The sequence below is a fragment of the Fulvivirga lutimaris genome (assembly GCF_009711525.1).
Classification (GTDB): domain Bacteria; phylum Bacteroidota; class Bacteroidia; order Cytophagales; family Cyclobacteriaceae; genus Fulvivirga; species Fulvivirga lutimaris.
Genome location: NZ_SMLV01000376.1, coordinates 1 through 23,284, shown reverse-complemented (window position 1 = coordinate 23,284; position 23,284 = coordinate 1). Strand labels below are relative to the sequence as shown.

At 40.6% G+C, this 23,284-nt stretch carries 22 protein-coding genes and 1 tRNA gene; 15 read left to right on the top strand and 8 right to left on the bottom strand.

What is annotated here, in order from left to right; all coding sequences use genetic code 11:
• Positions 1–245 precede the first annotated feature (245 nt).
• Together E1140_RS10965 and E1140_RS10960 are read left to right on the top strand one after the other, a co-directional pair.
• Complete coding sequence (locus tag E1140_RS10965; protein WP_155183168.1) at positions 246–3,401, top strand: WD40/YVTN/BNR-like repeat-containing protein; 3,156 nt, start codon at positions 246–248, stop codon at positions 3,399–3,401.
• Positions 3,402–3,584: 183 nt separating this feature from the next.
• Positions 3,585–4,079 carry a DUF427 domain-containing protein gene (locus tag E1140_RS10960; protein WP_155183166.1) on the top strand — a complete coding sequence of 165 codons (495 nt, stop codon included), beginning with the start codon at positions 3,585–3,587 and terminating at the stop codon, positions 4,077–4,079.
• A 96-nt stretch (positions 4,080–4,175) separates the two neighbouring features.
• Here E1140_RS10960 and E1140_RS10955 read toward each other — a convergent pair whose 3' ends face one another.
• A complete protein-coding gene (locus tag E1140_RS10955; protein WP_185153530.1) occupies positions 4,176–5,048 on the bottom strand; it encodes an EamA family transporter in 873 nt (290 codons plus the stop codon).
• A gap of 59 nt (positions 5,049–5,107) precedes the next feature.
• Between E1140_RS10955 and E1140_RS10950 the strand changes: the two genes are divergently transcribed.
• A complete protein-coding gene (locus tag E1140_RS10950; RefSeq protein WP_155183163.1) occupies positions 5,108–6,373 on the top strand; it encodes a replication-associated recombination protein A in 1,266 nt (421 codons plus the stop codon).
• A 119-nt stretch (positions 6,374–6,492) separates the two neighbouring features.
• Here E1140_RS10950 and E1140_RS10945 read toward each other — a convergent pair whose 3' ends face one another.
• Entirely contained in the window at positions 6,493–7,209 is a 717-nt protein-coding gene (locus E1140_RS10945) for a LytR/AlgR family response regulator transcription factor (RefSeq protein ID WP_155183160.1), read from the bottom strand.
• Positions 7,206–8,267 carry a sensor histidine kinase gene (locus E1140_RS10940; protein ID WP_155183157.1) on the bottom strand — a complete coding sequence of 354 codons (1,062 nt, stop codon included), beginning with the start codon at positions 8,265–8,267 and terminating at the stop codon, positions 7,206–7,208. Before E1140_RS10940 ends, E1140_RS10945 begins: the two co-directional genes overlap by 4 nt.
• Positions 8,268–8,500: 233 nt before the next feature.
• Between E1140_RS10940 and E1140_RS10935 the strand changes: the two genes are divergently transcribed.
• A complete protein-coding gene (locus E1140_RS10935; protein ID WP_155183154.1) occupies positions 8,501–10,594 on the top strand; it encodes a VWA domain-containing protein in 2,094 nt (697 codons plus the stop codon).
• 64 nt (positions 10,595–10,658) lie between these two features.
• Entirely contained in the window at positions 10,659–11,450 is a 792-nt protein-coding gene (locus E1140_RS10930; RefSeq protein ID WP_155183152.1) for a tetratricopeptide repeat protein, read from the top strand.
• Between the two features lie 222 nt (positions 11,451–11,672).
• On the opposite strand, the gene E1140_RS10925 is transcribed toward E1140_RS10930, so the two are convergent.
• From E1140_RS10925 to E1140_RS10915, 3 genes are all read right to left on the bottom strand, one after another.
• Positions 11,673–14,213 (bottom strand): ATP-dependent Clp protease ATP-binding subunit, encoded by a 2,541-nt coding sequence (locus E1140_RS10925; protein ID WP_155183149.1) that lies wholly within the window; start codon positions 14,211–14,213, stop codon positions 11,673–11,675.
• Between the two features lie 104 nt (positions 14,214–14,317).
• Positions 14,318–14,950, bottom strand: coding sequence for a WbqC family protein (locus E1140_RS10920; RefSeq protein ID WP_155183147.1), 633 nt, complete (start codon positions 14,948–14,950; stop codon positions 14,318–14,320).
• Positions 14,943–15,572, bottom strand: a complete 630-nt coding sequence (locus E1140_RS10915; RefSeq protein WP_155183144.1) for an L-threonylcarbamoyladenylate synthase — start codon at positions 15,570–15,572, stop codon at positions 14,943–14,945. Before E1140_RS10915 ends, E1140_RS10920 begins: the two co-directional genes overlap by 8 nt.
• 154 nt (positions 15,573–15,726) lie before the next feature.
• Between E1140_RS10915 and mltG the strand changes: the two genes are divergently transcribed.
• From mltG to E1140_RS10885, 6 genes are all read left to right on the top strand, one after another.
• Positions 15,727–16,773 (top strand): endolytic transglycosylase MltG, encoded by a 1,047-nt coding sequence (mltG, locus tag E1140_RS10910; RefSeq protein WP_155183142.1) that lies wholly within the window; start codon positions 15,727–15,729, stop codon positions 16,771–16,773.
• On the top strand, positions 16,773–17,183 hold the full coding sequence (locus tag E1140_RS10905; protein ID WP_155183139.1) for an acyl-CoA thioesterase: 411 nt from the start codon (positions 16,773–16,775) through the stop codon (positions 17,181–17,183). Before mltG ends, E1140_RS10905 begins: the two co-directional genes overlap by 1 nt.
• Positions 17,180–18,157, top strand: coding sequence for a YihY/virulence factor BrkB family protein (locus E1140_RS10900; RefSeq protein WP_155183136.1), 978 nt, complete (start codon positions 17,180–17,182; stop codon positions 18,155–18,157). Before E1140_RS10905 ends, E1140_RS10900 begins: the two co-directional genes overlap by 4 nt.
• Before the next feature lie 140 nt (positions 18,158–18,297).
• Positions 18,298–18,540, top strand: a complete 243-nt coding sequence (locus tag E1140_RS10895; RefSeq protein WP_155183133.1) for a GIY-YIG nuclease family protein — start codon at positions 18,298–18,300, stop codon at positions 18,538–18,540.
• A gap of 195 nt (positions 18,541–18,735) precedes the next feature.
• Positions 18,736–18,820, top strand: a tRNA-Ser gene (locus E1140_RS10890).
• Positions 18,821–19,079: 259 nt separating this feature from the next.
• A complete protein-coding gene (locus E1140_RS10885; RefSeq protein ID WP_155183130.1) occupies positions 19,080–20,324 on the top strand; it encodes a site-specific integrase in 1,245 nt (414 codons plus the stop codon).
• Here E1140_RS10885 and E1140_RS10880 read toward each other — a convergent pair.
• Entirely contained in the window at positions 20,314–20,508 is a 195-nt protein-coding gene (locus E1140_RS10880) for a hypothetical protein (protein WP_155183127.1), read from the bottom strand. The two genes, E1140_RS10885 and E1140_RS10880, sit on opposite strands and share 11 nt — an antisense overlap.
• Positions 20,509–20,654: 146 nt before the next feature.
• On the opposite strand from E1140_RS10880, the gene E1140_RS10875 reads away from it, so the two are divergent.
• The 4 genes from E1140_RS10875 to E1140_RS10860 are packed head-to-tail and all read left to right on the top strand — an operon-like array spanning position 20,655 to position 22,325.
• On the top strand, positions 20,655–21,410 hold the full coding sequence (locus E1140_RS10875; RefSeq protein WP_155183124.1) for a hypothetical protein: 756 nt from the start codon (positions 20,655–20,657) through the stop codon (positions 21,408–21,410).
• A 1-nt stretch (position 21,411) separates the two neighbouring features.
• On the top strand, positions 21,412–21,825 hold the full coding sequence (locus E1140_RS10870; RefSeq protein ID WP_155183120.1) for a DUF5675 family protein: 414 nt from the start codon (positions 21,412–21,414) through the stop codon (positions 21,823–21,825).
• Positions 21,812–22,048, top strand: a complete 237-nt coding sequence (locus E1140_RS10865; protein WP_155183117.1) for a hypothetical protein — start codon at positions 21,812–21,814, stop codon at positions 22,046–22,048. The genes E1140_RS10870 and E1140_RS10865 overlap by 14 nt, the downstream gene beginning before the upstream one ends.
• 1 nt (position 22,049) lies before the next feature.
• Entirely contained in the window at positions 22,050–22,325 is a 276-nt protein-coding gene (locus E1140_RS10860) for a hypothetical protein (RefSeq protein ID WP_155183112.1), read from the top strand.
• 10 nt (positions 22,326–22,335) lie between these two features.
• On the opposite strand, the gene E1140_RS10855 is transcribed toward E1140_RS10860, so the two are convergent.
• A complete protein-coding gene (locus E1140_RS10855; protein ID WP_155183110.1) occupies positions 22,336–22,551 on the bottom strand; it encodes a hypothetical protein in 216 nt (71 codons plus the stop codon).
• Positions 22,552–23,284 lie beyond the last annotated feature (733 nt).

Genomic DNA, 23,284 nt, shown 5'->3' with positions numbered 1-23,284 from the left:
GAGATTTGTTTTAACCTTTTCATATCGCTACAGATTTTATCACATAACCAATTTAAATAATAATTTCATTTTCCCCGGATTTATTCCGGGGTCTCTTCATTCCCGGTTAATAGAAATTACATTAAAGAGGTGCTGGAATAAATCCGGCAAGGGCTGGAGGCATAATTATTCACCACCCACATAAATCCATACCCTACTTTAGATTACTTATTGTATTTTTATTCAAACACAATCAATCTCAACCTATGCGACCATTCTACGCTTTGCTCCTGCTTATCCTTGTTTCATTTAATGCTTACGCTCAGTCACTTACTGATGAAGCATTCGAAAATATAAAATTCCGCTTTATCGGGCCTGAAGGCAATCGGGCCATTGCGGTAGCTGGTGTTCCTGGCAATGAATATATTTCGTACATTGGCGCTGCCAGCGGTGGTCTATGGAAAACTACGGACCGTGGGTTGAATTGGGACCCGATATTTGACGATCAGGAAGCTTCTTCCATAGGTTCTGTCGCATTGGCCCCGAGCGATCCTGATCAGGTGTGGGTAGGCACAGGTGAGACCTTTGTGATTCGTCCCGCCCATGCTATGGGTGATGGTATTTATAAATCTTCCGATGCAGGAGCCACCTGGACCAACATGGGCCTTGAGAAATCTGGCCGCATTGGTCGCGTAATTATTCATCCAACGGATACCAATATTGTTTATGCCGCTGTACTTGGCCATACTTATGGACCTCAGCAGGATAAAGGTGTTTACAAAACCACCGATGGTGGCAAAAGCTGGGAAAAAATATTGTTTGTTGATGAAGGCACCGGGGCGGCAGATTTAGCGATGGATCCGCAAAATCCTAATATCCTTTATGCCGCCATGTGGAGTATCAATATCAATACCTGGGGATTGAGAAGCGGGGGAGCCGGAGGAGGTATCTACAAATCTACTGATGGTGGAGCGTCATGGGAGCCTATGACCAAAAACGGTTTGCCCGGAGGCGCAGAGCACCCGGTGGGTAAAACCGCAGTGGCGGTATCGCACAGTAATCCTAATGTGGTTTATGCATTATTTGAGATAGAAAGTCCTGCATTGTACCGTTCTGATGACAAAGGCCAGTCATGGACCTTGCAGACCAGAAATCATGACATAGCAGAAAGAGCCCCTTACTACACCCGATTGACAGTGGCGCCTGACAATCCCGATGAAGTATATTGCCTGAGTGTAAAATTCTCAAAATCGGTAGATGGTGGAAAAACCTTTAAATCAGGCTATCAGGCAGGTGGTGATAACCATGACATCTGGATTGACCCTACTATGCCTAACAGGATAATGGTAGCTCATGATGGCTGCGCAAGTTTGAGCTACAACCGTGGTGAGAGCTATCAGCGTATTGTTTTGCCTATCGCGCAGATGTATCATGTGGCTACTGACGATCAGGTGCCTTATAATGTGTTCGGTAACCGACAGGATGGTTATAGTTATATGGGCCCTTCTAACAGTATGCAGGGCTACATTCCTATCGGACTTTGGAAAGGTGTTGGTGGCTGTGAGAGTGGGTTCGCCAAACCTGATCCCGTTGATAATACCATCATTTGGTCGGGATGTTATGACGGTGGCCTGGAGCGATATGATTTGAAAACTGGAATGGCGAGGGATGTAAGAGTATGGCCAGAGGCTGGCTATGGCTGGGCGCCTAAGGACATGAAATACCGCTGGCACTGGAATTTTCCTTTGAGCTTTTCACCACATACCAAACATAGGGTTTATGTGGGCAGCCAGTTTGTACACAAGTCGGATGATGGTGGCCAAAGCTGGCAAATCATTAGCCCTGACCTTACGCTCAATAGAAAGGACCATCAGGAGAGCTCTGGTGGTGTGGCCATTGATAACCTGATGACTTTTGACGGGTCTACACTTTTTGCCATTGAAGAATCTCCCATCGAGGCTGGGGTAATCTGGGTCGGTAGTAATGACGGCCAGGTGAACATTACCAGAAATGGTGGTGAATCCTGGGAAAATGTAACGGCTAATTTTGAGGCCTTGCCAGAGTGGGGAACCGTGGCCAATATAGAGCCATCGAAATACAAAAAAGGAAAGGCTTATGTTACCATTGATCTGCATCAGATGGGTGATTTTGATACTTATGTCTACATGACTGAAGATTATGGCAAGTCGTGGAAGAAAATCTCTGATGGTATTCCAAAGAGTGTTCATGGTTTTGCGCACTGCGTTAGGGAAGATAAAAAGAAGGAAGGAGTGCTTTATTTAGGGGTTGACAACGGCCTATACATTTCTGTCAATGAAGGAGCCGATTGGCTCAAAATGAAGAATAACCTGCCGCCAGCACCTGTTTATTGGATTGACCATCAGGAGCGTTTTGATGATTTGGTAGTTGGGACTTATGGCCGTGGCTATTATATCTTTGACAATATAAGTGTGGTTCGGGAATATGCCGATAAGACCAATAATGAGCATTATTTACTCCCTCAGCGCGAGGCATACAGGTTCAACAGACAACAATCTATAAAAACAGATGGGCCGAGTTTTAACAGTGGTTCAAACCCGCGTTATGGCGCTGATATTAATTATTACTTAAAAGATTCAGTTCAGGCTTTTATTACCGTTGAAAATTTGCAGGGTGAGGAAATTAGAAAAATTGATGTGACAAAAAATGGCGCAGGACTAAACCGTGTTTTCTGGGATTTGCGCTATGAGCCTACCTATAAACCAAAGCTTAGGACAACCCCTCCGGGAAGACCGTGGGCTCAGCTGAATGGTGAGGGTTGGCGACCGCTGGTTACGTGGGATCTAGATCTTTGGAGAGGACAGTTTGGGCCAAGAGTACTGCCGGGAGATTATGTTGTTAAGCTGAAAGTTGATGGCAAGGAGTATGTTCAAAAACTGACGGTGCTGGCAGACCCCAAATCGGAAAGCTCAATAGAAGATATGCAGAAGCAGCTGGCGCTTGGTTTGGAGCTAAGGGATGCCATGAATTTGGCCGTGGTAAGTATCAATAAAGTAGAGGTGATACGTGCTGAGCTGGCTGATATTATATTAAAACTGACGAATAAGAATGATCTTGAAGTTGCTCGTCAGATTGATGCGAAGGCCACTTCAATAGCTTCGAAATTGTATGATATACAATTGACAGGGGCACGTGAAGACGCTTTCAGAAATCCGATGATGTTGTATGGAAGACTAAGTTCTCTGGCCAGTGATTTGATTGGCAATGGTGCGGATTTCCCTCCTACCGATCAGCAGGTGGAAGTTAAAGGCATTTTAAAGAAAAGGCTGGAGCAGGTGGTCAGTGATTTGGATGCCTTGATAGAAAAGGATATTGCTACATTCAACAAAAGGCTAAATAAGAAGGACAAGATCATAAATCTGGAAAATAAGAGTCAGGATTAGGTTATTTATTAATAACATCCTTCCCCGGCCCTGTTCCGGGGTCTTTCTATTTTAAGCTTCTCAGCATTGAGATGCCTGCCTGTCGGCAGACAGGCCGGAACAGGTCCGGCAAGAGCCTCTTCTTGTTCAAGGTTTTTGGCTCACAGGCCTTGAACTTTGATCAGTCTAAGCGGTTATATTAATATGAAGCCAAAGCCTATTAAACCAAAGATTGGTCAGGAGTCGGTATGGGATTATCCCAGACCGCCTAAACTTGAACCGGTAAGCAAGCAAATTCAAATTTATTTTGGAGGCGAATTAATAGCGGATACAACCGAAGGTTATAGGGTGTTAGAAACAAGTCATCCGCCTGTTTATTATATTCCTTTAAAAGACATTAAGACAGAATACTTAAAACCTTCGAGTCAGCACTCTTTTTGTGAATGGAAGGGAGAAGGTAATTATTATCACTTGCAGGTTGGTGACCGCAAAGAGCTAAATGCAGCTTGGTATTATCCGAAACCATCAAAGCCCTTTGCACCAATAAAAGATTATCCTGCTTTCTATGCCCACAAGATGGATAAATGTCTTGTTGATGGCGAAGAGGTTACGCCCCAGCCCGGTAATTTTTACGGGGGTTGGATTACCAAAGATATTGTAGGCCCTTTTAAAGGTGTTGATGGAAGTTGGGGTTGGTGAAAATGATATTCACGGATTCCTGTCAGCTACAGGCAGGTATTTCGGGGTCTTTTGATTAATTAGCTAGAGATGTCGGAACAGGTCAGGCAAGAATAGTTACTTCTTACTCACCATATATACCCCAACCATAATCAGCAGCGAATAAAGCACAGTCAAAAGATCAAGATGATCGCCTCTAAAGCTTACTGCCACCAGTGTAGAAATAATAGGCTGAAGGTAAATATAAATACCCACCACAGAGGAGTTCACAAACTTAAGCGACCAGATGTTAAGCAGGTAAACCGCAAAAGTGGATAGGAAAATGACATAACCAATACTCAACCACGCTTCGGTGGGTATCACCTCCCAGTTTACTTCTGATAATTCGGTGAAACCAAAGGGCAGCGTAAAGATGGCGCCAAATAGAAAGATCCACTTAATCACTGTAATCGCCTTGTACTTAGCCATAAGTGGCTTAACAATTACCAGATACACTGCATAGGAGCTGCCGTTGACCAGTATAAATAAGTCACCTAGAAAAGTGCCATTTGATAGCGAAACACCATCCTTGGTCAAAAGTAAATAGGCACCCAATGCGCCTACCAATACACCGGAAATCTTTAGAGGAGTTAGTCGCTCTTTCCCTAAAACATAGGCTGTAATCATCACCATAATTGGCGAGCAAGTCATAATCACAGAGGCGTTGATGGGGTTAGTTAAGCTCAGCCCATGAAAGAAGGCCAGCATGTTAATCCCCACACCGAAAATGGCCGATACTATCAAAAGCATATAATCAGCCCTGCTTTTAATTTTCTCATTTTTCTGCGTGAGTCCAAAAAGCCAGAACAAGGCTGCGGCACAGACTATTCTTAATAAGATGAATCCGAAAGGCTCCAGATATTCAGGAAGTGCAATTTTCGCTATTGAGTAGTTGGCACCATAAATAATAGCTACCAGAAATAAAGCGGAATGTACTTTGACTTTTGACACGATCAAAACTATCACAATAAACCTTGAATTTGATACCTTAGTAAATATTAATTAAGCCTATGTTCGATCTTAATCTACCCCTTGCTGAGCGCATGCGACCTACTAATATTGACCAGCTAATTGGTCAGCAACACCTGGTGGGAGAGAAGGGTATTTTGAGAAAAACCATTTTGTCAGGTGTGATTCCTTCCATGATTTTGTGGGGCCCTCCTGGGGTAGGTAAAACTACAATCGCCAATATCATAGCCAATCATGTGAAGTCGCCATTTCACACTTTAAGTGCTGTAAGCGCAGGAGTGAAAGATGTACGTGATGTTATTGATAAAGCTAAGAGGCAGTCAAAGACCATTTTATTTATTGATGAGATTCATCGCTTTAATAAATCGCAACAAGATGCTTTGTTGGGGGCTGTAGAAAAGGGCACCATTACTTTAATAGGAGCCACAACAGAAAACCCATCTTTTGAGGTCAACTCGGCTTTGCTCTCGCGGTGTCAGGTGTATACACTTAAGGGTCTGACAGAAGAGGATCTACTAGGCTTAATTGATAGGGTGATACAAAATGATAAGAAACTTCAGCAGAAAAAAATTACCCTAAAGGAGCATAAGGCTTTGCTTACCATTTCAGGTGGCGATGCCCGCAAACTTCTCAACTTGTTGGAGCTGGTGACAGATTCATTAGGCGACAAGCCGGTGATTACAGATGAAGCAGTTATTGATATTGCGCAGCAGCGTGTTGCCATTTATGATAAGTCTGGGGAGCAGCATTATGATATCATTTCGGCTTTTATTAAATCAATACGCGGTAGCGACCCAAATGCTGCAGTCTATTATCTGGCCAGGATGATAGAAGGAGGAGAAGATGTGAAATTCATAGCCCGCAGGTTACTGATTTTAGCTTCTGAAGATATTGGTAATGCCAACCCTACAGCATTGGTGATTGCTAACAATGCCTTTCAGGCGGTAAATGTTATTGGTTATCCAGAAGCACGAATTATTCTTTCGCAGTGTGTGACTTACCTGGCATGCTCCGCAAAAAGCAATGCGAGTTATATGGCTATTAATAAAGCACAGGCTTTGGTGCGAGAGACCGGGGATTTGCAGGTGCCCATGGCTATAAGAAATGCACCTACCAAGCTGATGAAAGATGAGGGTTATGGCAAAGGCTATCAGTATGCTCATGATTATCAGGGTAATTTTGTTGATTTTGAATTTATGCCTGATGAAATCAAGAATCGTAAATTGTATGATCCCGGAAAAAATGCCCGTGAAGAGGAACTGCGCAAGCGGCTAAAAACGCTCTGGAAGGATAAATATGGATATTAAAATTAAACTCTCCCCGGATTCCTGTCTGCCTAAAGCAGGTATTCCGAGGTCTTTTGATGAGGTGCCGGAATGTATCCGGCAAGGGTCATTATAGGGTTAGCGGGTGTAGAATAAAGGTTTTAGTCGAGCTGATTTTGTGCATTAAGCGTGTCCAAAACTTTGTTTTTATAAAGCCTACCAATGGGTAATTCCTTTCCTGGCACCTCTATAGTAGAAGATGAATAGCTTTCAATTTTTTTCAATGGTACGATGAAGGAACGATGAATTCTTATAAATGAATCATCAGGCAGTTTCTCCTCCAAATAGCTGATCTTTTGGTGGGTAATCACATCTTTATCAGCAGTTTTTACTCTTATATAATCTTTCAGACTTTCGATGTAGTGTATGTCATTAAGCATCACCTTTACCATTTTTTTATCAGCTTTCAGATAAATGTATTCACCTTCAGTGGTTGAAGTTAGTCCATTGGCAGGCTCTGATTTATCAGTTTTATAAGCCTTTTGCAGTGCTATTAAAAACCGATCGAAGGATATTGGTTTTAGCAGGTAATCTACAACATCTAACTCATAGCTTTCTAAAGCATAATCACGATAAGCGGTGGTTAAGATTATTTTAGGAGGATTTTTCAGTGTTTTTATAAAATCTATGCCAGTGAGTTTGGGCATCTCAATATCTAAAAACATAAGATCTACTGGCTCTTTTTGCAAAATTTCAAAGGCCTTAAGTGCATTGGTGCAAGTAGCCACAATCTCAAGATCATCTAGTCTGTCGATATAAGATTCGATAATCTCAATTGCCAACGGCTCATCATCTACTATGATGCATTTCATTTTCATAAATCCTTGAATTCTATCCTTAATACTACCAAATAGGACTCTTCAGAATCCAAAATCTTCAACTCATAATCGCCTTCATACAGCAGCTCAAGTCTTCGTTTCACATTTTTAAGTCCTATTCCTTCTCTGTACTGTCTTTCGTCTTTGGTATTGTCAGTGCTCTTACTATTGTCCACTTTTATGGTAAGCAGACCGTTTTTTAAAGTAATATCGATGCTCACCCAGGCATTTTCAGTTTCACCACTGACCCCATGCTTAAAGCTGTTTTCAACAAATGGAAGAATAAGCATAGGCGCTACTTTAGTCTCCGGATTATCAACCTTAACATTCATTGATGCGTCTAGCCTGTCACCATATCGCAATTTTTCGAGTGCTACATAATTTTCCACGAGCTCTATTTCCTTTTTAAGCGGAACAAGCTCTGAGTTACACTCATAGAGCATGTAGTTCAAAAGGTCACTCAGTTTTAAAACTATCTCAGGAGCACTCTCAGACTTTTTGAGCGTAAGGGCATAAAGGTTATTGAGAGTATTGAACAAAAAGTGCGGATGCACCTGTGCTTTCAAAAATTTAAGCTCGGCCTGCAGTTTGTCTTGCTCTAGCTTCTGGGAACGCTGTTGGTTTTTGTACCAGATTTTGAAAAACTTAATCAACGTAGCTAACACTACCACAGGATAGATATAAGTAGCGGCTTTTAATATCTTTAATGGACTCCAAAAAGGTCCAAAATACTCATTAGGGTAAAAGTATGGCTGCTCAATATAAATGGAAATCATCCAGTTGAGTCCGCCACTGATGAGGAGAATAACAATGAACCAGCCGAAGAAAAGAAAGTATTTACTTTTTAAAAGGTAGGTTGGCAACAGCCAGTACATGGCCAGATAAGAAGCGAACATTTTAGGAATAAGGAAGATGAATTGAAGGGCAAATTGCTTTCCATACTCATCGTCAAAACTGCCCCACAAAATGGCATAAAAGGAGGCAAACACAATCCAAAATAAGATGTGCTTCCCAACCCTGGGTATTCGCCCATAAACTGAAATGATTCGTTCTTGCATAACTCTAGCCCAATATAAAAGTAACTCCTTAAATGAGACGATAGTTGTTCAAAAAACTTGCTTTCGACATAAATCTTTTATTCATAGACCAACACAGTAAATTGCCCGACATAAATATGTTATAAATGTTGAGGCTCATAAAAAAATGGGGCCGCTAGCGGCAATAATTTTGTTGCTGTATATCTTAATTTGCATATTGCCGTTAATTGAAAAATGGCCATTTTTAGATATACATGCAGCGTCCGCAACTGATTTTTGAATATTCTCCAGCATTACTTTTGATATGTGCTCTGGCTGCAGCGGGATATGCCTTTCTGCTCTATCAGAAGAAGGGACCATGGAGTGCCTTGGTGAACAAAATCCTTTTTGGTGTTAGGGCGGTAGCTGTTTTCATTATCGCGGCCTTGTTGGTATCACCCATCATAAAGCAACTTCAAAACACTACCGAAAAGGCTACTTATATCATCGCGGTAGATAACTCAAAGTCATTAACGGAAGTGCGGGACAGCGCTCAACTTCAGTCGCTTCAAAATAACCTGAACCAGCTCTCAGAGGAGCTAAGTGGTCAGGACTATAAGGTAGAAAGATGGAATCTAGAAGGTAAGACCGATGCAGAGAACATAAGCTTCAATGGCCAATCAACGAATTTGACAGGGCTGCTTAATGATATCAAATCAGAATATGAAGGAAGGAATTTAGGTGGCGTTCTACTTGTTTCTGATGGTATTTACAATCTCGGCATGTCGCCAGCATTTGCTAATTACAATTTCGATATCAACACTATTGGCATTGGAGACACCTTACCAAAAACAGACATTTCTTTAACATCAGTATTATATAACAGGCTGTCTTATCAGGGAAATAAATTTCCTGTAATCGCCCAAATACAGCAACGAGGCTTTGACAATGAGCAGGTAAAAGTGTCTATCAGCAAAGGCGGGGCTACTGTGGCAACAGAAGTGGTAAGTCTAAAGCCGAATAATCAGATTCAGGAGGTTAAGTTTTTAATAGAGGCAAAGGACAGTGGCTATCAACGCTATATCGTTAGTGTAGAAAGGAAAGATGGTGAACTTACCTATCAAAATAATGCAAGCAATGCCTATGTAGAGGTTGTTGAAGGTAAAGAGTTAATAGCCATAGTGGCTGCGGCCCCGCATCCCGATATCAAGGCTTTAAAATCTGCCATTGAGACCAATGCCAATTATGAGCTGGAGCAATTTGTTTTGAGTAACTATAAAGACGCTGAGCGCTTGAAGAACAATGTCAAGAAATTTGATTTAGTCATTCTGCATCAGCTGCCAAACTATAACAAAATAGGCGCAGATTTTCTCCAAAAACTGGAAGCCAGTAAAACTGCAACACTAACTATCAATGGACCTCAGACTGATATTCGTACCTTCAGTCGCGAGAATGATGTACTGAACATAAGAACAACCCCTGGAGAATATGACAACATCACCGCCATTTTCAACCCAGGGTTTTCCAGCTTTAAGCTCAGCGATGATCTGCAGGCTGCCTTTGATCAGTTCCCTCCTTTATATGTTCCTTTTGGCAAATATGAAATTCAGCCTGAGGCGGAAGTGCTATTATATCAAAGGGTTGGAAATATAAACTCTGGCTATCCGCTACTTATCGTTAAGGCAAGTGCTGATACTAAAAAGGCCATTATGATGGGGCCAGGAATTTGGAAATGGAAGCTTACAGATTATGCGAATTTTGGGAATAATGACCGGTTTGATGAGCTGGTTGTAAAACTCGTGCAGTATTTATCCACTAAAGATGACAAGCGTAAATTCAGAGTGTATCCAACGAAAAATGAATACCTTGATAACGAAAGTATTGTGTTCGAGACTGAGATTTATAATGACCTCTTTGAGCGGGTGTATAACAACAAAATTGACCTGACTCTTGTCAATGAAGAAGGAGAGGAGTTCAAGTATGATTATATCACTTCAGAATCAAACTCTCAATATATTATTAATGGCCTTCCAGAGGGTGTTTATAAATATAATGCGGTAACGGTCATTAATGGAAATACTGAAAGAGCTGCTGGCGAGCTGTTGATTAAAAATGTTCAGCTGGAAAGTATCAACCTCACAGCAGATTTTAATTTGCTAAGAAAGGTGTCTGATCAGACCGGAGGGTCATTTTTCAAAGAAACTGAATTTGACCAATTGACAGATCAGTTGACTTCAAAAGCAGCGCAAGGCATCATCCATACCAATGAAGAATACCTGCCTTTTATTAACCTCAAACTTATTCTCATTCTTATCATTGTGTTTATCAGTTTCGAGTGGTTCATGAGAAAATACAACGGCTCGTATTAAATAAGCGCTTCTTTTTATCTTCATAAATTTCGCGGACATTAAATTATGAACTAAATTTATAGTTATGAGATATATCCTTGGTGTCATGCTTTTGATAGTTGTGGTTTCTTGTAAGAGCAATAGGGAAGAAGGTGAGTATAATTTTAAGCAAGGTAACTATGAAGAGGCCATTTATTATTTTGAAAAGGCCATTAGGCTTGATCCTAATGACTGGACTTTAAAATATGACCTGGCAAGATGCTATGAGGAAAATGAGCAGTACCGGAAGGCCATAGATCTCTATAATACCTGCTCGTCCATGACCAAACCCAATATAGAAATCTACCAGGGTAGGGCACGATGTTATATGAACAGCGGAGATACTGAAAGTGCGATCATGGATTTTACCAATGCGCTCAATCTCAATAAAAGTAAATTCTATCCGAGGTATATGCGTGCGCAGTGCTACCTCAAAGAATATAAATACTATAAGGCCTACAGCGACATCAATGTATGTATCAAATCAGACCCGAGTCATGTGAATGCCTATTATCACAGGGCGATTGCCAGAGCACAATTTGGGGATAGAAGAGGGGCGATCAATGATTTGGACTTTGTGATTAGAAAAAAGCCAAAATTTGGACAGGCTTACTATAACAGAGGGGTGGTTTACCAGCGGATGCAAAAGTTTAAAAGTGCCGTTGATGATTTTGACAAGAGTATTAAGTACAGTCACCAGCCTGTAGACTTATTTATTAGAAGAGGGCTCAGCCTTTATGAGCTTGGCAAAACTGAAGATGCTTGTGAGAACTTTAACGTGCTCGCTAATTTCGATAAGCAGAAGGCCACCGAACTGAAGCGGAAGTATTGTATTTAATCATATAGCAACTCGTTACCTCGAATCCCTTTAGGGTGAGAGGTCTCCTTTTAGAAGTTTTCATTTCGAATCCTGATTTATCGGGGAAGAAATCCTCTTAATGATGGGGAGACTTCTCATCCGATAGCTATCGGATCGTTTCTCCTGCGAAGTGACGGCAACAATATGAAACAAAAAAAGGGCTGATATTATCAGCCCTTTTATATTTATGATAGCAATCTGCTATTCTTTTTCTTCTTTTTTAGTCGACTTGCCAGGCTTTTTAACCTTAAGCTTCAGCTCTTCAGATTTTCCATCGTGGTCAGCCACAATTGTAGAACCTTCGCCCATTTCGCCTTTCAAGATCTCCTCAGCTACAGGGTCTTCCAGATATTTCTGGATTGCTCTGTTCAACGGTCTTGCTCCGTATTGCGGATCAAAACCTTTTTCTGATAAGAAGTCTTTAGCCTTTTCAGTAAGCTCAACATTGTAGCCTAGAGAAAGAATTCTTTCGAACAATTTGCTCAATGAAAGATCAATGATTTTGTGAATATCTTCTCTCTCCAGAGAGTTAAATACAATCACATCATCCAATCTATTTAAGAATTCAGGACTAAAGGCTTTTTTCAAAGCACTGTGAATAGTCGACTTCATTACATCGTCATCATTTTTCTTAGGACCAGCAGCGAAACCAATTCCTGCACCAAAGTCCTTAAGATCACGAACCCCAATATTTGAAGTCATGATTATGATCGTGTTTCTAAAATCTACTCTTCTACCTAATCCATCTGTTAAGATACCATCATCAAGTACCTGAAGCAGAATGTTGAATACATCAGGGTGAGCTTTTTCAATCTCATCAAGAAGTACCACACTGTAAGGCTTTCTTCTCACCTTCTCAGTAAGCTGCCCACCTTCTTCATACCCAACGTATCCCGGAGGTGCTCCAACTAATCTTGATACAGAGAATTTCTCCATATACTCACTCATGTCAATTCTAACAAGAGCGTCATCTTTATCGAAAAGATAAGTTGAAAGTACTTTTGCTAATTCTGTTTTACCAACACCAGTAGGGCCTAAGAAAATGAATGAACCAATAGGTTTTTTAGGATCCTTAAGTCCAACTCTTGTTCTCTGGATAGCACGAGTCAATTTCTTGATCGCTTCATCCTGGCCAATTACTTTGTCGTTAAGCTCGCCATTCATACCCAACAGCTTGTTGCTCTCTTTCTGAGCAATACGTTTTGTAGGGATGCCCGTCATCATAGCTATAACATCAGCTACATTGTCTTCGTCAACAGCGTATCTTTTGCTCTTAGTCTCATCTTCCCATCTGGCTTTAGCCTGGTCAAGTTGCTCTAAAAGTTTTTTCTCTTTATCTCTAAGCTGCGCAGCCTCTTCATATTTCTGGCTTTTGACAACTCTGTTTTTCTCATGCTTGATATCTTCAATATCAGCCTCAAGCTTCACAATTTCATCAGGCACATGAATGTTGCTGATGTGTACTCTTGCTCCAGCCTCATCTAATACATCAATGGCCTTGTCTGGAAGAAATCTATCGCTGATATATCGGTCAGATAACTTAACACAGGCATTGATGGCCTCTTCAGAGTAGTTTACATGGTGGTGCTCCTCATATTTCTCCTTGATGTTATTCAATATCTGAATAGTCTCTTCCGGAGTAGTAGCATCTACCATCACCACCTGAAATCTTCTTGCTAAAGCACCATCTTTTTCGATGTACTGTCTGTACTCATCTAAAGTGGTAGCCCCGATGCATTGTATTTCGCCTCTGGCTAATGCTGGCTTAAACATGTTAGAAGCATCTAACGAGCCTGATGCTCCGCCTGCTCCAACAATAGTATGTAGCTCATCAATGAAAAGTATAACGTCAGGAGATTTCTCCAGCTCGTTCATCACAGCTTTCATACGCTCCTCAAACTGACCACGGTATTTCGTGCCAGCTACCAAAGAAGCTAAGTCCAGCGTAACTACTCTTTTGCCGAATAATATCCTTGAAACTTTCTTCTGAACAATTCTCAAAGCCAAACCTTCAGCGATGGCAGTTTTACCAACACCAGGTTCACCAATAAGAATTGGATTGTTTTTCTTTCTTCTACTAAGGATCTGCGCTACGCGCTCGATCTCTTTCTCACGGCCTACAATAGGGTCAAGCTTGTCTTCTTCGGCCAGCTTGGTAAGATCACGGCCGAAGTTATCCAGAACAGGAGTTCTTGATTTTTCACCGCCTTTTTTCTCTTTACCAGCACCGCCCTGACTTCCCCCTCCAAATATTTTGGAAGAATCTTCATCAGGATCATCAGTATCTGATGATGCCAATGGATTGTCAGTTTGGTATTCCAAAAGCTCTTTGACTACATCGTAGCTCACATCAAATTTCTCTAAAATTTGTGTGGCGATGTTGTCCTCATCTCTAAGTATAGAAAGTAGTAAGTGCTCTGTTCCTATTAATTGACTTTTGAATATTTTAGCCTCCAGATAAGTTATTTTCAATACCTTTTCAGACTGCCTGGTTAGAGGAATGTTGGCAAGATTTTTTACATCAGGTGATGCTGTACCCTTAGATACCTTCTCTACTGCCCCTCTTAATTCTTCCAGCGATATACCCAATTTCTTTAATAGGCCCACGGCTACTCCTTCACCTTCACGAATCATACCTAGAAGTAAGTGTTCTGTACCTATATAGTCATGCCCTAGTCGGAGTGCTTCTTCGCGACTTAGTGATATAACCTCTTTAACTCGATTTGAAAATTTTGCTTCCATAGTTAAGCAATTATGGTGTCTATGTAAATGTATGATTTCTTAAAAATAATTACCATAACCAAATGGTAAATATTCCTTTAAAACGGAATAAGAAATTTAATTGTTCATTCTTTAATCAATGATTTGGTAACAATCGTGATTGCGTTAGGACCTTCGTTCATTAATAAATCGATGATACTTAGGTTGGCTGCAAAGTCTTTGCCAAAGACTTGAATGTATTCAGCGGGCTGATAAATCTGCCGTTTTGTGTAGTCTTCTTTTGGACTGATAATACCACGAAGGTCTAAAATGCCGCCCTCAGGCTGCTTGTGGTAACTTTTTGTTCTTTCTACTGACTTTTGAAGTTTTAAGAGCTTAAGACATATTGTCAGCATCTGCTCATTGAGATCAATGAGGAATTTGTGTCTTTTTTGGAATTCTCTCTCAAAATAATCTGAAAAAAATTCGTAAAAAGGTGCCTTGCCATAGGCCGATTGGATTGATCGCCAATGTTCATTTGCCCATTTTTGATCGTGATCTACCTTGATATCTTTCATAAAAATCTTCCGATTTCCATTAATTACCGGTATCGATAAAGGCAAAACTTTGTTTGCACCTCTGATATAGCAGCGGTTTCTATAGGTCTGTTTTGTGTAGTGTTCTTCAGCTTCAATGTGTATATCCCTGGCTTCAAGGATGGCGCAGAAAAACTCGATAGGAGGAAGATATTGAGGTTCTACTAAAACAGTTTCAGGCATAATCAAAAATATTTCCCAACCCCTCTCTTATCACCTCTACTGGCTCTACGGTGCAGTCCACAATAGTTGAAGGGATATTGCCACCAGCGCCACCATCAATAATAACATCTACCAGGTGCTTATAGTCTTCATATATCACTTCAGGGTCGGTGGTGTATTCCAATATTTCATCATCATCCTTAATAGAAGTAGTGACTAACGGGTTGCCCAAAAGGTCCACAATCATCTTAGGAATGTTGTTGTTAGGTATTCTAACACCAATGGTTTTTTTATTGATATCAAGCACTTTGGGGACTTTGCTGCTGGATTCTAAAATGAAGGTAAATGGCCCGGGAAGTGCCTTTTTAAGGATTTTAAATACCGGAGTGTCTATACGTTTTACATATTCAGATATCTGGCTCATATCGCTGCAGATAAATGAAAGGTTAAAGTTCTTGGGTCTAATGCCTTTGATCTTGCACACCCTTTCTACTGCCTTACGATTATACAAATCGCAGCCGATACCATAAATAGTATCGGTAGGGTAGATGATTACACCACCATTCTGCAAGGTTTTAACAATGTCTTCAACCTTGTCCCTTTCGGGGTTTTCTTCATACAGTTTTACTAGTTCCGCTGGCATTATAATACAATTAGCACCTTCAAAGTTAAAGAAATAAATGGCTACAACTTAGATACAGTCAATTTAACCATGCTCATTTTGCTTTAATCGCCAGTTAATGTTCCAAAGTAATTAAATCAGAATATCTTTGCCGCGTAAATATTTTAAAGAGTATATGAATAGGAGAAAGTACGTAGTCATCTTCATGTTGGTGTTTACTATTCTATTGTCATCATTTTCCTTCTATGGATATCAGATGCTTTTCTCGGCCAACTTTCTGGTAGAGCAGGAGAGTAGAGTGCTGGAAATTGATAAAAATGAGACATTCAAATCATTGCAAAATAAGCTGTACAACGATCATTATCTGAACGACCTGGTGTCATTTAGCTTTTTGGCCAGGTTGATGGATTATGATACCAATATAAAATCTGGGCGTTATCTGATCAAATCTGATATGAATAACCTTAATGTGATCAGGATGCTACGTGCAGGCATTCAAACTCCCGTAAAGGTGACCTTTAACAATGTACGCCTCAAAGAGCAGCTGGCAGAAAGACTAACGGCTAATCTGGCCATGTCAGAAGAAGAGTTTAACAAGGCCATGTATGCCTTTATTGCTGAAAGTGAGGAGTTTAATGAATACAACATCATAGCCATGTTTGTGCCCAACACCTATGAGATGTATTATAACATCAGCGGTGAAGACTTGATGAACAGGATGCATTCAGAATTTGAAAGATTTTGGAATGAAGATCGCAAGTTAAAAGCTGCAGATATAGGCATGTCGCCATTAGAGATTGTGACTTTGGCTTCTATCGTGAATGCCGAAAGTGTAAAAAAAGAGGAGAGCAATATCATTGCTGGCCTTTACCTCAACAGAATTAAAAACGGCATTCCATTACAGGCAGATCCTACTTTGGTTTTTGCTTCTGGCGACTTTGGCCTGAAGCGTGTTTTGAATGTGCATAAAGAAATAGAATCGCCATACAATACTTACAAATATGCTGGTTTGCCTCCGGGGCCTATTAATATGCCGCCAATAAGAGCCATTGATGCAGTTTTGGATTACAAACATCATAACTATCTTTATATGTGTGCCAAGGAAGATTTTTCAGGCTACCATAACTTTGCTGAGACCTTGAGAGAGCATATTAATAACGCCAACAAATATCAAAGACAGTTGTCAATAGAGCAGCGCAAAGCGAGGCTAAACCAGAAATAATGTATCAGTTCGACACGCAAATAAGAGTACGATATGCAGATACTGATCAGATGGGTTATGTCTACTATGGCAACTACTCCAGATATTATGAGATAGCGCGTGTTGAAAGCCTTAGAAATTTGGGTCTTACCTACCGGGAGCTGGAGGAAATGGGAGTGATGATGCCCGTGCTGGAAAATCATTCTACCTACAAAGCCCCTGCACTATACGATGAGCTGCTTACTGTGAGAACTATTGTTAGCGAAATGCCCGGTGTCAGGATAAAATTCAATTATGAGATTACAAATGAAAACAATAAATTAATCCATTTGGGAGAAACATTGTTAGTGTTTGTAGATATGAAAAGCGGGAGGCCATGCAGAATGCCTGATCACATGGTGAAAGTCTTGTCTCCTTTTTTTGAATCATGAAGCAGAGAATAACTGACTACATACTTAATTCGCCCATTTTTCTAAAAATAGTTGAGGCTCTCAAGCGCGTAAAGTTCAAAAGATATGAGGGACTTACGCTGTATGAGGTTATTCTTGTGTTTAAAGACAAGATCACCAAAGATGATATTATAGACCGTGCCAATGGTGTGGCTTTTAACTTTACTCTTTCTGTTTTTCCAGCCATCATCTTTCTTTTCACACTAACACCTTACATCCACCAGATAGTGCCTGAGATAAGTATGCTCAGTATTTTGAATTTTCTGGAGGAGATTATGCCGCAGAGCATGTACGAAACGGTGCAGTCTACTGTTGAAGATATTGTAGGTAATACCCGTGGCGGCCTGTTGACATTTGGTGCATTGTTCTCGCTCTACCTGGCTACCAATGGTATGATGTCATTGATGAAAGCCTTTAACGCCTGCTATAAAACTACAGAGAAGCGAAGCTTTATTAAGACCCGGCTGGTAGGCACAGCCCTCACCTTTATGCTGGCACTGGCACTTATGCTAGCCAGTATTTTGCTGGTAGCAGGTAACGTGGCCATACAGTTTGTTACTGATTTAGAGTGGCTGGACATTCAGGTGTATCAGTTTTATATCCTGTATTTTGTGAGGTTTATAGTATTGTTTATTGTATTTTTTCTGGCCATATCCTTCATTTACTACTTTGGGCCGGCAGTACATTATAACTGGAGGTTTTTCTCCATTGGCTCGTTGATAGCCACGGCACTTTGCATGCTGGTGACCTATGGGTTTTCTTACTATGTATCTAATTTCGCTACCTACAACAAACTCTATGGCTCTTTAGGAGTACTGATTGCGCTAATGATATGGCAGGAAATATTGAGTATTGTTATGCTGGTGGGCTATGAGGTGAACGCTAGTATTCATCAGGCGTATCGTATTGCAGGCTTAACTGAAACGAATACTACCATTCCGAAGAAAGAATCATAAAAATTTAATTCTTCTGTTTGTGTAAAATAAATAAAAAACTACATTTGCAGACCATTCGGGAATCGTCCTGAATTATCGACCTAGAGGAGTGCCCCGAAGGGATGCCTTTGGCAGCAGAGTGGTCGAAAAAAGTTTAGAAAATGTTCTATACTTATATATTGAAAAGTAATAGTGACAATAGTCATTATTATGGTCACACAAAAGACCTGAATAATAGATTGAAAGATCATAATTCTGGTAAAGTGAGATCAACCAAAGGCAAAAGGCCTTGGGTGCTTCATTACTTTGAAGAATTTGAAACGAAGTCGGAAGCGTATAAAAGAGAAATGTTCTTTAAGTCAATTGAAGGATATAGGTACCTAAAAGAGAAAGGTATCACATAAACAGAGGAGTGTCCCGAAGAGATGCCCTTGGTAGCAGAGTGGTCGCCACGAAGTGATCTCTTTGAGAAATGCACTGGTCTTGCCCCAAAGGGATGCCTTCTGCAAAAACCAGCGTGCCGCGAGGTACCGAAAGATGAAGAAAAAGTTCTTCATTATATAGTAAGGATTAAATTCCCAAGTGGAATAAAAATAAACAGAGGAGTGGCAGAGTGGTCGAATGCACTGGTCTTGAAAACCAGCGTGCCGCAAGGTACCGGGGGTTCGAATCCCTCCTCCTCTGCTGATTAGGAGTCAAATCCTGCCAAAACCCTTCAAACGTTATGTTTGAAGGGTTTTTTATTTTAAGACCTTTCCGTTTTATTTAACTATTTTCATAATATTGGTTACCTATTCGGTTACCTGTAAAATTGGTAACCGAATCTGGTTTAATTTGATTAAAATGATGTTTTTTGATATAATTTGATTAAATTTAGTAAGGGAATTGAACTAAATAAACCCCTTAAATCAGTCAAATTAAACACATCGCACCATTTGATATTATGACACACACTTTTAGCCTTCTATTTTGGTTGCAAACGCACAAAACAAGTAAAAAGACAGGGGAGATACCTGTTTCGTTAAGGATAACACTTGATGGTAAAAGAGCAGAAATTTCAACAGGAAAAAAGATACTTCCAGAAAAATGGAATACCAACTCAGGAAGAGCTCGTGGTAATAGTGAGGAGGCTAGAGTATTCAATCGTCATTTATCTTCAATGGAAATGAAGATTGAAGGGATTTATAACAAGCTGATCGAGGAGGAGCAATATGTAAGTGCACAATCGTTAAAAGAAATCTATCAAGGTAAGAATACTAAACAGCATTCATTGGTTGAGCTATTCAGTTATCACAATGAACAAATCAAAGCACAATTGGGACAAGGGTATTCTCCCGGTACATTAGAACGCTATGAAACAACCCTTAAGCACTTGAAGGGCTTTTTGAAATATCATTTCAAGACGGATGATTATTTGTTAAATGCCTTGAATTATCCATTTATTACTGAGTTTGAATTCTATCTCAAGTCGGTTAAGAGCATTGGCCATAATACTACTATGAAGTATCTAAGGAACTTCAAAAAGATAGTACTGCTTGCATTGAAGAATGAATGGATAGACCGAGATCCATTTGCCAAGTACCAAATGTCTTTGAAAGAGGTCAAGCGTGATTACCTGACAAAGGATGAGATAAGGACAATTTATGAAAAGGAGATTTCAATGGAAAGACTTGGCCATGTCAGAGATATATTCCTTTTCTGCTGTTATACCGGATTGGCCTATGCGGATGTTAAAAAATTGACGGCAGATAATATTACTAAAGGCTTGGATGGTGAGCAATGGATTTATGTAGATAGGACAAAAACAGGTACTTCTTCAAATGTACCTTTACTTCCAGTGGCAGAAGAAATAATAAATAAGTACAAGGCCAATCCAATTGTGTTGAATTCCGGAGCGTTGTTGCCGGTAATCTCAAATCAGAAAATGAATGCTTATTTGAAAGAATTAGCAACTCTGTGCGAGATTAAAAAAAACCTAACCTTTCATATAGCAAGGCATACTTTTGCCACTACCGTGACCCTATCCAATGGAGTACCAATCGAATCTGTGAGCTCCATGCTAGGGCATAAGAATTTAAAGACTACACAGATTTATGCCAAGGTAGTTCAGGAAAAGGTAAGTCAAGACATGAAGAAGTTGAAAGATATTTTAGGCAATTCTGATTTAACTAAAGCGGTTAATCAATAAACTGATTGACCAGCTCCTGATCTATTCCTGTGAAGGTTGAGAACTCATTGACGGTAACAAATTGATGATCTTCTTTTTGAAGGTCATCTTTTATTTTTTTAAGCAAGTACCTCCCATAACGCTCACTTTTACCAGTGATGCGTTGAATATCCTTCGGATAGATAATGACTCGTTTTAGCTTCATTTAGTACTATCAATACTTCATCTATACAGTTGCTATACTGCAACTTCGGCAATAAGAGGCAAAAGCTATGTTTTGCGGAAACTCCAAATTGCTGATGACATCCTAATATGCGTTTTTCAAGCCATAAACCAAATATTTTTTTAATTATGGCAAGACAAAAAGGAATAATCAAATTGGAAGGAACCATCGGGGATGTGTCTTTCTACAAGAGTAGCGATGGCTATTTGGCCAGAGAAAAAGGAGGTGTTGACAAAGAGCGAATCAAGAATGATCCGGCCTTTCAGAGAACTCGAGAAAATGGAAGTGAATTTGGAAGAGCTGGCAAGGCTGGAAGGACATTAAGAACTTCTCTTCGAGTGTTGATGCAAAAGGCATCTGATAAAAAAGTGACCAGCAGACTTACGCGGGAAATGATGAAGGTTCTGCAAACAGATCCTAACAATGTGAGAGGTGAAAGGAAGGTCTCTGAAGGTAACATCAGTTTGTTGAATGGCTTTGAGTTCAACATTAATGGAAAGTTGAGTGCTACACTCTATGCACAATATGATGTTGACTTTGATAGAGCTGCTGGAAGTGTGAGTATTGATCTAGTTGACTTTGTTCCATCTAATGTGATTGCAGCTCCAAGTGGTGCTACTCACATGAAGCTTGTTGCTGGTGTTGGTGAAGTTAATTTTGAAACTGAGTCTTTCAAGTTTGCCCAGGATGCCACTGGTGAGTTGGCAATTGATCAAAACTTGATTCCTGCAATTAGCTTAGAACCTGCAGTGACTGCAAATACTCCTGATGATGTGTTTCTAGTGCTCGGTATCGAATTTATGCAGCAAGTGAATGGTGAAATGTATCCATTGAAAAATGGGTCTTACAACCCACTTGCGATTGTATTCATCGATAGAGTGTAAGATGGATCTCACATTAGTCAGAAGGTATTTTGACGATGGCACCAATGGTAATTTGTGGCACGGGGATAAATTCCTGTGCCATACCATTGAGCTGCCCTGGAAAGATAATCAACGTAATGTGTCATGCATTCCTGAAGGTCGGTACAAAATAGCTCCAAGGCATACTGAGAAGCGTGGTTGGCACTATGTGCTAGAGAGTGTACCCAATAGGTCCTTTATTCTTTTCCATCCTGCCAACAATGCTTTGAAAGAGTTAAGAGGTTGCATTGCTCCGGTTACTAAGATTTCAGGCCATGGTAAGGGATTAGAATCCAGAAGGGCAAATGATCTTTTGAAGTTCTTATTGGATATGGCACAGGAGGAGGATAAGCAAGTTTATATAACAATAAGGTGTGTCGACCATGGCAGCGATTAATTTAGAATTGCTGACCAGTGGTATGGTGTCCATCCTACTTGGTGTAGTAGCCTATTTCTTAAAGCAGTTGATTAATGACTTCAAACGAGTAGAAAAGGATGTTGTAGAGGTAAAGAATTCAGCCGAAGTAATCAGAACAGAATTTAAAGGAATGAATGCCTTACTACATCAGCGGATGGATTTTACAGATAAGCGAATTGAGAAAATTGAAAATGAAATTTGAAATGAAAAAAGACTTAACAATATCGGAGCGCATTAAAGCTCCAACACCAAAATTCTTCAAAACCCTTAGAAATGTCGGTTTGATACTGGCTGCAGCTGGAGGTTATCTGCTTGCTGCGCCATTAGCTTTACCTACTACGGTCATTACAGTGGCTGGTTATCTGACGGTTGCCGGAGGTGTCATGTCTGCAGTCAGTCAAGCTGCAGTAGATGGGGATGAGTTGAACCTTAATCAGGTCGTCAAATCCGTCAATGGAGTGAGAAGCAAGGTAAAGTAGTGGAAAGCCCTCAGAAAAGTGAGGGCTTTTGATTTTCAAACCTTTCAGGAAAGATTGCTCGGCACCAGCCATATAGCTTTACATATTTACCTCGCAAGCGATCATCTTTCAAGTTGTAAACAGATTCTTCAATATGATTTACAACCTGCATAAATTCCTCCTCATCCATCATAAGGAGGTTAGATTTAATTACTGATAGATTTAAGTGTTTTAGAAAGCCTTTCATAATAATTACTTTAAAAGAAAAAAGAGAAAAAAAGAAAGCCTATCTGAAAAGCGGTGTGGGTCAAAAAACAAGGCCGCAGTGTAACGGAGCTTTGTATAGCCTTGATTTTTGAATCGGGTCGGCTAGTGGGTAACCGCTTAATTTTGTGGACTTTTTTTGATCATTTTACTTGCAGGTAAACCAATCGCGAGCCGCGGAAGCCGAAACGTAATGAATATGGAGTGTAGGCGCGAGTCCGAAGGAGGCCTGCCAGGAAGAGGACGATAGGACGACTGGCACCGGGAGCCACCTGCCATTAGGCTGGATTGAGCGCTGGACAGGTGATAGCGACTAACACCGACTGAGGCGGCAGGCGAGCACAAACACGGGCTGTGGGTTTTTGTTTTGACCTACCTGCCGGAGGCTAGCCCGACTGCAACAAAGTGGAGGTGGGCAATAATCAACCAAAAACAAAAATGGGAACAGCCGCAGCGAGGAACACAGGACGGGCAAGTGTAGTAAAATGCAAATAGGCCCCGATAGGGCTCAGGGTAGGCTAAATAGTGGAACAAGTAAGCTAATTATGTGAAGCCGCTTCTGCTCTCTTTTTTCAAGAGTGCAAGGATTATAGACAAACATCACTTTATTAGCTTACTTGTGGAACGATTTACGGTGTGAACATTTGCAGTTTACGGAACGCAGCACCGATCGAGTACCGCAGATGCACCGCTTTACCTGCTAAATAGAATTAGTA

Excerpts from the sequence above, each read along its gene's own strand:
- E1140_RS10865 (WP_155183117.1), top strand. The coding sequence starts at position 21,812 with ATGGCAGCGATTAATTTAGAATTGCTGACCAGTGGTATGGTGTCCATC.
- E1140_RS10950 (WP_155183163.1), top strand. The coding sequence starts at position 5,108 with ATGTTCGATCTTAATCTACCCCTTGCTGAGCGCATGCGACCTACTAAT.
- E1140_RS10860 (WP_155183112.1), top strand. The coding sequence starts at position 22,050 with ATGAAAAAAGACTTAACAATATCGGAGCGCATTAAAGCTCCAACACCA.
- E1140_RS10925 (WP_155183149.1), bottom strand. The coding sequence starts at position 14,213 with ATGGAAGCAAAATTTTCAAATCGAGTTAAAGAGGTTATATCACTAAGT.
- E1140_RS10905 (WP_155183139.1), top strand. The coding sequence starts at position 16,773 with ATGTATCAGTTCGACACGCAAATAAGAGTACGATATGCAGATACTGAT.
- E1140_RS10920 (WP_155183147.1), bottom strand. The coding sequence starts at position 14,950 with ATGCCTGAAACTGTTTTAGTAGAACCTCAATATCTTCCTCCTATCGAG.
- E1140_RS10880 (WP_155183127.1), bottom strand. The coding sequence starts at position 20,508 with ATGAAGCTAAAACGAGTCATTATCTATCCGAAGGATATTCAACGCATC.
- E1140_RS10915 (WP_155183144.1), bottom strand. The coding sequence starts at position 15,572 with ATGCCAGCGGAACTAGTAAAACTGTATGAAGAAAACCCCGAAAGGGAC.
- E1140_RS10940 (WP_155183157.1), bottom strand. The coding sequence starts at position 8,267 with ATGCAAGAACGAATCATTTCAGTTTATGGGCGAATACCCAGGGTTGGG.
- E1140_RS10960 (WP_155183166.1), top strand. The coding sequence starts at position 3,585 with ATGAAGCCAAAGCCTATTAAACCAAAGATTGGTCAGGAGTCGGTATGG.
- E1140_RS10945 (WP_155183160.1), bottom strand. The coding sequence starts at position 7,209 with ATGAAAATGAAATGCATCATAGTAGATGATGAGCCGTTGGCAATTGAG.
- E1140_RS10895 (WP_155183133.1), top strand. The coding sequence starts at position 18,298 with ATGTTCTATACTTATATATTGAAAAGTAATAGTGACAATAGTCATTAT.
- E1140_RS10935 (WP_155183154.1), top strand. The coding sequence starts at position 8,501 with ATGCAGCGTCCGCAACTGATTTTTGAATATTCTCCAGCATTACTTTTG.
- E1140_RS10900 (WP_155183136.1), top strand. The coding sequence starts at position 17,180 with ATGAAGCAGAGAATAACTGACTACATACTTAATTCGCCCATTTTTCTA.
- E1140_RS10855 (WP_155183110.1), bottom strand. The coding sequence starts at position 22,551 with ATGAAAGGCTTTCTAAAACACTTAAATCTATCAGTAATTAAATCTAAC.
- E1140_RS10885 (WP_155183130.1), top strand. The coding sequence starts at position 19,080 with ATGACACACACTTTTAGCCTTCTATTTTGGTTGCAAACGCACAAAACA.
- E1140_RS10870 (WP_155183120.1), top strand. The coding sequence starts at position 21,412 with ATGGATCTCACATTAGTCAGAAGGTATTTTGACGATGGCACCAATGGT.
- E1140_RS10930 (WP_155183152.1), top strand. The coding sequence starts at position 10,659 with ATGAGATATATCCTTGGTGTCATGCTTTTGATAGTTGTGGTTTCTTGT.
- E1140_RS10965 (WP_155183168.1), top strand. The coding sequence starts at position 246 with ATGCGACCATTCTACGCTTTGCTCCTGCTTATCCTTGTTTCATTTAAT.
- E1140_RS10875 (WP_155183124.1), top strand. The coding sequence starts at position 20,655 with ATGGCAAGACAAAAAGGAATAATCAAATTGGAAGGAACCATCGGGGAT.
- mltG (WP_155183142.1), top strand. The coding sequence starts at position 15,727 with ATGAATAGGAGAAAGTACGTAGTCATCTTCATGTTGGTGTTTACTATT.